At 63.2% G+C, this 8952-nt stretch carries 9 protein-coding genes; 3 read left to right on the forward strand and 6 right to left on the reverse strand.

The window, feature by feature from the left end; all coding sequences use genetic code 11:
* Positions 1-274: 274 nt before the first annotated feature.
* The 4 genes from C9427_RS17630 to C9427_RS17645 all read right to left on the reverse strand — a co-directional run bounded on the left by C9427_RS17630 (position 275) and on the right by C9427_RS17645 (position 3495).
* Positions 275-1435, reverse strand: a complete 1161-nt coding sequence (locus C9427_RS17630; RefSeq protein ID WP_107650398.1) for a PcfJ domain-containing protein — start codon at positions 1433-1435, stop codon at positions 275-277.
* A 573-nt stretch (positions 1436-2008) separates the two neighbouring features.
* The gene (locus C9427_RS17635; protein WP_107650399.1) at positions 2009-2539 is read right to left on the reverse strand and encodes a GNAT family N-acetyltransferase; all 531 of its coding nucleotides are present in this window, start codon (positions 2537-2539) and stop codon (positions 2009-2011) included.
* A gap of 75 nt (positions 2540-2614) precedes the next feature.
* On the reverse strand, positions 2615-2923 hold the full coding sequence (locus C9427_RS17640) for a hypothetical protein (protein WP_107650400.1): 309 nt from the start codon (positions 2921-2923) through the stop codon (positions 2615-2617).
* Between the two features lie 5 nt (positions 2924-2928).
* Positions 2929-3495 carry a helix-turn-helix domain-containing protein gene (locus C9427_RS17645; RefSeq protein WP_107650401.1) on the reverse strand — a complete coding sequence of 189 codons (567 nt, stop codon included), beginning with the start codon at positions 3493-3495 and terminating at the stop codon, positions 2929-2931.
* Between the two features lie 156 nt (positions 3496-3651).
* Here C9427_RS17645 and C9427_RS17650 point away from each other — a divergent pair, with 156 nt between their 5' ends.
* On the forward strand, positions 3652-5481 hold the full coding sequence (locus tag C9427_RS17650; RefSeq protein ID WP_107650402.1) for an ATP-binding protein: 1830 nt from the start codon (positions 3652-3654) through the stop codon (positions 5479-5481).
* A 216-nt stretch (positions 5482-5697) separates the two neighbouring features.
* On the opposite strand, the gene C9427_RS17655 is transcribed toward C9427_RS17650, so the two are convergent.
* Both C9427_RS17655 and miaA read right to left on the reverse strand, forming a co-directional pair.
* Positions 5698-6489 (reverse strand): GGDEF domain-containing protein, encoded by a 792-nt coding sequence (locus tag C9427_RS17655; protein WP_097575595.1) that lies wholly within the window; start codon positions 6487-6489, stop codon positions 5698-5700.
* A gap of 105 nt (positions 6490-6594) precedes the next feature.
* Positions 6595-7563, reverse strand: coding sequence for a tRNA (adenosine(37)-N6)-dimethylallyltransferase MiaA (gene miaA / locus C9427_RS17660; RefSeq protein ID WP_107650425.1), 969 nt, complete (start codon positions 7561-7563; stop codon positions 6595-6597).
* On the opposite strand from miaA, the gene serB reads away from it, so the two are divergent.
* Both serB and C9427_RS17670 read left to right on the forward strand, forming a co-directional pair.
* Positions 7553-8470 carry a phosphoserine phosphatase SerB gene (gene serB / locus C9427_RS17665; RefSeq protein ID WP_107650424.1) on the forward strand — a complete coding sequence of 306 codons (918 nt, stop codon included), beginning with the start codon at positions 7553-7555 and terminating at the stop codon, positions 8468-8470. The two genes, miaA and serB, sit on opposite strands and share 11 nt — an antisense overlap.
* The coding region (locus tag C9427_RS17670) for a GNAT family N-acetyltransferase (protein WP_107650403.1) at positions 8467-8952 on the forward strand (486 nt) is incomplete at its 3' end. The genes serB and C9427_RS17670, both read left to right, overlap by 4 nt.

An 8952-nucleotide genomic window follows, 5' to 3' on the forward strand; every position in this document is an offset into this window, starting at 1 on the left:
CTTGCAAATGCTCGGCAGTTCCGCCCCATGCTACGAAATCTTCGTGACAGCTATTGTTTGCTTCGCGTCGCTCAAACGGTGATGCGCGCCGGAAGCAACTTCGGACGGGCAGGCAGCACCGCGAGAAGCCGAAAGATACTCGAACCAGTACTTGACTGTCTATCTGCTGGGGCGATGCCATTCGAGACACGAGCGTGCCGGTCAGCGACTGCGACCTGACGTCGGCACATCCGTGCAGCCCGCGCGGCGTTTCCGCCGCGCGGGGTCTTTCGTTTCAGGCCCTGAGCGTCACGCCCCTCGCCTTGGCCCAGCGCTCGACGACCTTGCGCTCCTCCAGCGAGGCGAGACGATTGCCGAAGCCGCGCACCTGCACCGCACGGTTTTGCGGGTCGAGCTCGATCGTCAGCAACCGTTCGATCTTGCCGAGCGCGGTGCGTCGCAGCACCCAGATCGAGGCGTTGCCGGCGATGCATTTGGCTGCATACATCGAGACGCAATGATGCATCGCCCTGCTCTCGGCAACCAGATCCTCGGCTGTCTTCAGCTGGCGAACGAAGAAACGCTCGCCATGCGCCTTCGCCTCCTTGGCCGATGGCTGCCATTCCCAGTCATCGAGGCGCGAGCCGTCCCAACTGCGGCGCTGTGACTGCAATCCCGCAGTAGGCGGAGCCCTCCCGGCGGCGCGGCGGCGCATTGCCTCGATGCGTTCGATCGCGGCAATGTCGCGATGCCATTCCAACATCTGCCGACGCAGCGAGCCGAGCGTGCGGCCCTTCAAGCTGTACGCCGCATCGCGCTGGTGCATCGCACCGATATAGTCGCACAGATCGTCGATCTCCTCCTTCGACGCTGGATGCCCGCAGAAAAATCGCGTCACCTCGCGCCAGAAGACCAACTCCCCGCGCGGCGTGCGCGTGATTTTCGTCCGCGCAAGGCGAGCGGCCAACCCTGGATCATCCGTATAGGAGCGGGCGATCGCCAACCAAAACGCCTCATCGAACGAGAAGTCGCCGGACACATTCAGGAAGCAATGCACTTCTTTGCGCGACAGCCAGGCATTGGCACCGGCCTTGTACAGCGAGTCACCACGCGCGACCGCGATGTACCAGGCCCTGCGGAGCGTGACCTCGTTGCCATTCAACCCCGAGGCATCCAGCCAGATGGCCTCGAGCGCGGCCGAAACCGGGTAGCGTGCATAGAGATGGCGTGCCGCAGCCAGCCGCAGGCGCGCGCGGTCGCGCGTCTTCAGCTTCGGACGCCACAGCGCGCCGTCACGGATCGCCATGCCGGCAAAGCAGCGACGTGCATCATCGAGCGCCTGCTCGAAATCCGGAGCGGGACGCGGGGCGGGCGAAACCCGCCGCAGCGTTGCCGTATATGCTTCAATGCGTTCGCGCTCGGCGTCCCGCCTGCGCTGGATCACGGACTTCGCCATGGCCGTTTTTCCCAATTGGACCTCTGTCAGCCGCACGCAATCTCAGCGTCGGCACGGTATGTGTCGATCTGGGTTGCCGGGACATTGACAGGTCTCCTCTGGGGACGACGGTTTGGGAATGGGTGGCGTCTCTACGCTCACAACGAACTCGACGCAACCGCCATTCTTTCAATGTTTACAATAGCCTGACCGAGTGTTGCAAAGACGCATCTCAGGTCTTCAGGCAGCCGCGATCGGCGGCGGGGAGCTCTCGGCTCCCACCGTTTTAATGAATCAACGCAGCATCGGCGCCGTTGCGACATGACGAAACGTGCAGCGATGACCAAGCATCGCGACATAGCCGTTCTCGAATTGTCAGGAAGTTGAAAGCCCGCTGGAGCGCGGGTTCAGCCCGTCCGACCGCCGCGGAGGCGCAAAACGCGTGAACAGATCTCATCGTCGCCTCCTTCAAAGGTCAGTAGGGTGCGGCAATGAAAGAGGGCCGCATGTCGGGCGCGGCTAATACATCGGAACAAGCGCCACAGCAAGATGGCGAATGTCCCTTCCGGCGCAGCACTGACTTGACGGCATGAACTACCCCGGCGACGCGCCGATACGCTTCCAGTAGATGAGCGTGCCGGTCAGCCCGCCATGCGGCTTCAGCGCATAGTCCGGTATCTCTCCGGCCAGGGTAAAACCCAGCCTCTCGTAGAGATGCGATGCCCCCTCCTCGGTCGCGGTATCCAAGACCAGCAGCGTCCGGCCTTGCTCGGCGGCAAGGATCTCGGCGGCCCGCATCAGGCGGGTCGCCACGCCCTTGCCGCGATGCTCGACTCGGGTCATCAACTTGGCGATCTCGGCCCGGTGCGGCTGGTTGGGAGGACAGTCGAGCAGCAGGGTGACGGTGCCGACCAGCACTTCGCCGTCCCATGCGCCAAGCACCGCTCTTTCACCTCTTGCCGCCGCAACAAGCGACTTCGCCCAGAAGGCGCCGGCGGCTTCCTGCGACAGCGGGTGCATGAAGCTGACCGATCCGCCGGCCGCGACCGTTTCGATCAGCAGGTCGGCCAGCAGCGCCTGTGTTGAGGGGGCCTGCGCCAGTGCCCTGATTTCGATGGAACCCATGCGTGCGACGTCCTTGGAGCAAAGATGAAATGGCTGCGAAGTCGTAAGCATCGACCGGCGAAAAAAGCGCTGCCGTCAGTCGAAATGACTGACACGCCTTCGCTTCCTGGCCCGCCGGATCTCGGCGATGCGTTCGGTGTCTTCCTCTTGCAGGTGGCGCCCGCGCTCCAGGATCTCGAGCGTATATTCCTCATAGGTCAGACCCAATCGTTCGGCCTTTTCCATCCGCATCAGCATCACGTCGCGGCTCGGCGCCTTCCAGGCCTTGGCGTGCGCCGCCTGCCAGGCCAAGAAGACATAGGCGTCGCCCTCGCCCCATGGCGGACCCTTGTAGTCGTCGAGAGGCGGGCCGCCATTGTGCGAGCGTTTCGGGCGACGCGCCATTCGCCTCAGCCTCTTGCCAGCGCGACCAGATAGTCGGCGGCATCCGGTCCCGGAGCGTGGAAGGTGCAATCCGACGGCGCGCCAAGCGCCAGGCAGTCGCCTGGTTCGAGACTGTGCAAGATACTGCCTTCGGTGAATTCCAGCCGTCCGGAAATCAGCCAGATCTGCTGCCTGATGAACGCATAGGACGCCGCCGGAAAGCTGACCTTGGCTCCCGCTGGCAATTGGACCCGGATCAGTTCCAGCGGCATGTCCGAGACCGGCGAAAGATGCCGCCTGACATAACCGGTGGCGGGATCGCGCCACACCGGCTGATCACCTTCGCGAAGCAACCCGCCACCTTGCAATTCTGCCCGCGCAATCAGGGTGGAAAGCGTCATGCCGAAGGCCGCGGCGATGCGCACAAGGAGTGCGGCGGTCGGGCTCGTCTTACCGTGCTCCATCGTGCTCAGCATGGCTTTCGACACGCCGGACCTATCGGCGAGCTCCGTCAGGGACCAGCCTCGCATGATCCTTTCCGAGCGTATTCGCCTGCCGATGGTCGAAGAGATATCATTCGCTATATCATTCATTCGTTCAATATATCGAATTATCTGACTCGAGCAAAGGGCAGTTTCGATTCAATTTTCACAAATGGCTTAAGTCCCCCTGCACCATCCCGCCTCACCCCACCTTAACCCCGTCGCTCTAAGGTCGATCTCCTGGGGAAATGGGAAAGCAGCCTGCTCATGTTTGTTGAACGCCAAGCCTCCGTCGGAGAACCGACACTGCAGGAGCGCCGAACAGCTGAGCAGAACGACAGGCGCATTCTGGGCAATGTCGTGCAATGCGACGGCGCGCGCGCCACCATCAGCGCCTATGCCGAGGATGCCGAGGGCACGGTCACCGGCCAATGGACCGTCGGCAAGATGATTTCCATCAACCTCGGCACCACGCGAACCGTCGGTCTGGTCTACGGGATCGGCAAGTCGGATCGCGCCTGGAGCAATGAGGGCCAGAACCCGATCGAGGTCAGCATCGAGCTCATCGGCGAGGTACGCGACGGCGCCGAGCCGGGCGCCAAGCCGGTTTTCGACCGCGGCATCACCTGCTATCCGCATATCGGCGCCATCGCCCATCGCATCCGCAGCCGCGACCTGCAGGCGGTCTATGACCTCGCCGGACGCCATTCCATCACTATCGGCACGCTGTCGCAGGACGAGACGATCGACGCCAACATCGCCATCGACGACACGCTGGCGCGCCACTTCGCCATTGTCGGCACCACCGGCGTCGGCAAATCCACGGCCGTCTCGCTGCTTTTGCGCAAGTCGATCGCCGCCCGGCCCGACCTGCGCATCCTCATCCTCGATCCGCACAACGAGTTCGCGGCGTCCTTGCCGGAATACTGCGTCAGGGTCGATTCGACGACGCTGGATCTGCCCTTCTGGATGTTCAAGCTCGAGGAATTCGCCGAAGTCCTGTTTCGCGGCCGTGAGATCGTGCCGGAGGAAGTCGATGCCTTGCGCGATCTCATTCCCATTGCAAAAAGCCTCTACCGCAACCCGAACTCGGGCACCTCTCTCAGGCGTGGCGCTGACGCGATGACCGCGGACACGCCGGTGCCCTACCGCATTGCCGATCTCATCAAGCAGATCGACGAGCGCATGGGATTGCTGGAAAGCAAGAATGACCGTCCCACCCTCAGATCGCTGAAGACGCGTATCGAATCGGCGGCCGCGGATCCGCGCTACCGCTTCATGTTCAATTCACGCCTGATCGAGGACACCATCCACGAGACGATCGGCAATATCTTCCGCGTGCCGCATCACGGCCGGCCGGTCACCTGCTTCGAGATGGCCGGCATGCCATCGGAAGTCGTCAATTCCGTCTGTTCTGTGCTGGCACGTCTCGCCTTCGACCTGGCGCTGTGGAGCGAAGGCCGGCTGCGGCTGCTGTTCCTGTGCGAGGAAGCCCACCGCTATATGCCGGCCGATCCACGTCTCGGCTTCGCGCCGACCCGGCACGCACTGTCGCGCATCGCCAAGGAAGGCCGCAAATATGGCTGCTATCTCGGCGTCGTCACCCAGCGCCCGGGCGAGCTCGATCCCACGATCCTATCGCAGTGCTCGACCTTCTTCGCCATGCGGCTCGCCAACGAGCAGGACCAAGCGATCATCCGCTCGGCGATCGCCGATTCCTCGGCCTCGACGCTTGCCTTCCTGTCTTCCATGGGCCAGCGCGAGGCCATTGCCTTCGGCGAAGGCGTGGCGACGACCATGCGGCTGAAGTTCGAGAAGCTGTCCGAAGGGCTGATTCCCGGCACGGCCAAGCGCGAGGAAGCCAAACCGTCCGAGGATGGCAACGATGTCGATCTGGTGGCCATCGTCGAAAGGCTGCGCAACGTGCCGAAACCGCAACAGGCGATGGCCTTCGCCGAAGTCGTTGACACAAGCCGGCAGGCCGGCGACCCCGACTACCGCAAGCCGCCCGCTCCACGCGTCCAGCCGGACGACGATTTCGACCTGCGCTACGGTCTCAAGCCGGCCACCTTCGGCCTGCGCCCGCAGAACGATTGAGCCTGCGCCACTACGTCCTTTCGCCGGACAGATTTTGAGCTTCCAAGCGCTCCGCTTCATCGGCCAGCTTGGTAAATCCCGTCAGGAAATTCGTCAGGCTGAGTCGACTGATGTCGACTTCGAGAACCGGAGCGGAGCGGACGTTTGAGTCCGTGAGCACCGGAAGCGCAGAAGGCGGCGTAAGACGGCCAGCATCACGAATTTAGTGACGGGATTTTAGGCGCAGACGCGGTTGCGGCCCTGCCTCTTCGCCTCATACAGCTGGCGGTCGGCGCGGCGATAGAACTCTTCGGCGGTTTCCTTGCGATCCCAGACGGCAAGGCCGACGCTGGTGGTGATCTTCAGGCGGACATTGCCTGACAAGATCGACATGTTGGCGATCGCCTTGCGGATGCGCTCGGCGAATTTGGACAGAAGTTCGGCGTCCATATTGGGCGTGACCACCGCGAACTCCTCGCCACCCAGCCGCGCCACGACATCGTGATAGCGCGTCATGTCCTTGAGACAGTTGGCGACCGCCCGCAACACCTCGTCGCCGACATCATGGCCATGGGTATCGTTGACCTGCTTGAAATGGTCGAGGTCGAGGATCATCAGCCCGACCGGCTTCTCGATGCGACGGAACTCCTCAAGATATTCCTTCAGCGCATCGTCGAAATAGCGCCGGTTCTGCATGCCGGTCAGGCTATCGGTCAGCGCCGCATGCTCCAGAGTTTCCGAGCGCGCGCTGAGCGACACCGTCATGGCGCGCAGCTTGCCTTCTTCCGTCGCCTGTTTGCGGATCAGCGGATAGATGAAGAAAATGCCGAAGAACAACGCGGTCGCCAAAAGCACGCCGGTCACAAACAGCAGCTTGTTGAGGTGGACGATCTCGTCGACCCTGGAGGGCGTTCGAACCTCAGTGGCAAAAGTTTGCAGAAGTCCATAGGCATGAAGGGTCACCAGGCCAGCGGCCAGGATCACGAAAATGAAGACGAAAAAGGCTGATTCCGCCCTGTGGAAACGCATCTGCCCGCCGCTGGAAAATTCCTGAAGACCTTATGGCACGCAGGGGCCTTACGGAGGGTTAATTGGGACAACTTCGGCGGGAAGTGCCCGTTCAAAGCTAACTTTTTAGGTTGCACCGAAAAGATCGGTTGAGATCGTGGTTTCCATCCCGTAACCGGTGCGCAATCTGTGCCATTCCGGGCCTAACTGATGCCTGAACCAGGTGGCCTGCCGCTTGGCATATTGTCGCGTTGCGATCTTGGCGCGCTCGATCGCTTCGGGATAGCTCAGTTCCCCGGCCATCGCCGCCTGGAGTTCGCGCACGCCGATCGCCTTCATCGCCGGCAGGTCGGCATCGAGGCCGAGCGCTGCCAGCCGCCTGACCTCTTCAAGGGCGCCGCTGTCCAGCATGCGGTCGAACCGCGCCTCGATACGGCTCACCAGCGCGGCCCGTTCGGGTTCGATCACGAAGAAACGCGCGCTGTCCCTGTCGATCAGCGGCCGGCCGCGCATCGCCTGCCAGTCGAGAATGGAGCGGCCCGATGCGTCAAGCACCTCCAGCGCCCGCACGATGCGCTGGCCGTCGGTCGGTTTCAGCATCATGCCGGCCGCCGAATCCTCGCGCAGCAGGATGCGATGCAGCTTGGCCGCCCCCTGCTCCTGGAGTTCGTAGCGCCAGCGGTCGCGGACCTGCCGCGGAATGTCGGGCATTTCCGAAATGCCTTCCGCAAGCGCCCGGAAATAAAGCCCGGTGCCGCCGACGAAAATCACCGGTCGTCCGAAGAACGTGCCTTCGTCGATCAGCTTCATCACGTCGCGCAGCCAGGCGCCGGTGGAATAGGCGATGGAGGGATGGACGTGACCATAGAGATAATGCGGGGCACGGGCGAGTTCGGCAGCGCTCGGCCGCGCCGTCAGCACGTCGAGCACCGAATAGCCCTGCATGGAATCGGTGTTGACGATGACGCCGCCCATGCGTTCGGCGAGATCGAGCGCAAGCGCCGACTTGCCGCTGGCAGTCGGCCCGGCTATCAGGATCGCGTTCTTCACGCGGCCCTCGCCCGCCTGCCCGCCGGAATTCTCGATGTCGCTGATCGCCACGCCCTTGATCGCCACGCCCTTGGTCGCCACGCTTGTATCCCATCCCGCCGGCCACGCATTGTCGCCAGCGATTGCGAATATGGCCTCAAGGACGGTCGGCGCAAGCGCTGTTCGCTGGCTGGCCGAGGGGATCGCCTGCGATCTCGCTTTGCCCGAGACAGCCGAAACCTCGGAAACAACCGCCAGGCTGCGCGCCGTACTCGCCACTGAGCCGGTCGACGTGATCGTTCAACAGGCCGAGGCGAGGCGAAAGCAGATCCTCATCGCCGATATGGATTCGACCATGATCGACCAGGAGTGCATCGACGAACTCGCCGACGAGATCGGCGTCAAGGATCGCGTAGCCGCGATCACCGCGCGCTCGATGAATGGCGAGATCGCTTTCGAGCCAGCGCTGCGCGAGCGGGTGGCGCTGCTGAAAGGTCTCGACGCCGCCGTGGTCGACCGCATCATCGCCAACCGGTTGACGCTGGCCGCCGGTGGCCGCGCACTTGTGCGGACCATGCGTGCCAACGGCGCCTGGACAGCGCTGATATCGGGTGGCTTCGACGTCTTCACCGCACGCATCGCGGCGATGCTCGGATTCCAGGAGAACCGCGCCAACCGCCTGATCGAAAAAAATGGCCGTTTCACCGGGCTGGTGGCCGAGCCGATCCTCGGCCGCGCCGCCAAGGCCGATGCGCTGCTCGACATCTCGGCCCGCCTTGGCCTGACAACCGCCGACGCCATCGCTGTCGGCGACGGCGCCAACGACCTCGACATGATCCGTCTTGCCGGCACGGGCGTCGCTTTGCACGCCAAGCCCGCCGTGGCGGCTGAGGCCAAGGTCCGCATCGACCATGGCGACCTGACGGCGCTGCTTTATCTGCAGGGGTACCGGCGCGAGGAGTTTGTAGAGTGAAACCGATCCGCACCGAACGCCTGATCCTGCGCAACTGGGAGGATCGCGACCGCGAGCTTTTTCACCGGATCAATTCCGACGAGCGCGTCATGGAATTCTTTCCGTTCCGCCGCGACCGCGCCCAGGCCGACGCCAAGATGGATGAATTGCGCGCCTGGATTGCCGAGGACGGATACGGTTTCGCTGCCGCCGAAATCGCCGAAACGCACGAATGCATCGGCTTCGTCGGCCTGCTCGATACCGATCATCTGCCCTTCCTGCCGGCCGGCACCATCGAGATCGGCTGGCGACTGGCGCCCGAATTCTGGGGCCATGGCTATGTCACCGAGGCAGCAGAGGCCTGGCTCGCCCATGGCTTTGAAACGCTTGGCCTCGACGAAATCGTCTCCTTCGCCGTCGCTAACAATCGCCGCTCCACCGCTGTCATGGAACGCCTCGGCATGACCGCCGACCCGGCCAGCGATTTCGACCATCCCGACATT

This window comes from Mesorhizobium helmanticense (genome assembly GCF_003034915.1).
Lineage (GTDB): Bacteria > Pseudomonadota > Alphaproteobacteria > Rhizobiales > Rhizobiaceae > Mesorhizobium > Mesorhizobium helmanticense.

Coding starts and splice junctions, on each gene's coding strand:
- C9427_RS17640 (WP_107650400.1), bottom strand. CDS start 2,923: ATGGCGCGTCGCCCGAAACGCTCGCACAATGGCGGCCCGCCTCTCGAC.
- C9427_RS17645 (WP_107650401.1), bottom strand. CDS start 3,495: ATGAATGATATAGCGAATGATATCTCTTCGACCATCGGCAGGCGAATA.
- C9427_RS17650 (WP_107650402.1), top strand. CDS start 3,652: ATGTTTGTTGAACGCCAAGCCTCCGTCGGAGAACCGACACTGCAGGAG.
- C9427_RS17630 (WP_107650398.1), bottom strand. CDS start 1,435: ATGGCGAAGTCCGTGATCCAGCGCAGGCGGGACGCCGAGCGCGAACGC.
- C9427_RS17635 (WP_107650399.1), bottom strand. CDS start 2,539: ATGGGTTCCATCGAAATCAGGGCACTGGCGCAGGCCCCCTCAACACAG.
- serB (WP_107650424.1), top strand. CDS start 7,553: ATGTCGCTGATCGCCACGCCCTTGATCGCCACGCCCTTGGTCGCCACG.
- C9427_RS17655 (WP_097575595.1), bottom strand. CDS start 6,489: ATGCGTTTCCACAGGGCGGAATCAGCCTTTTTCGTCTTCATTTTCGTG.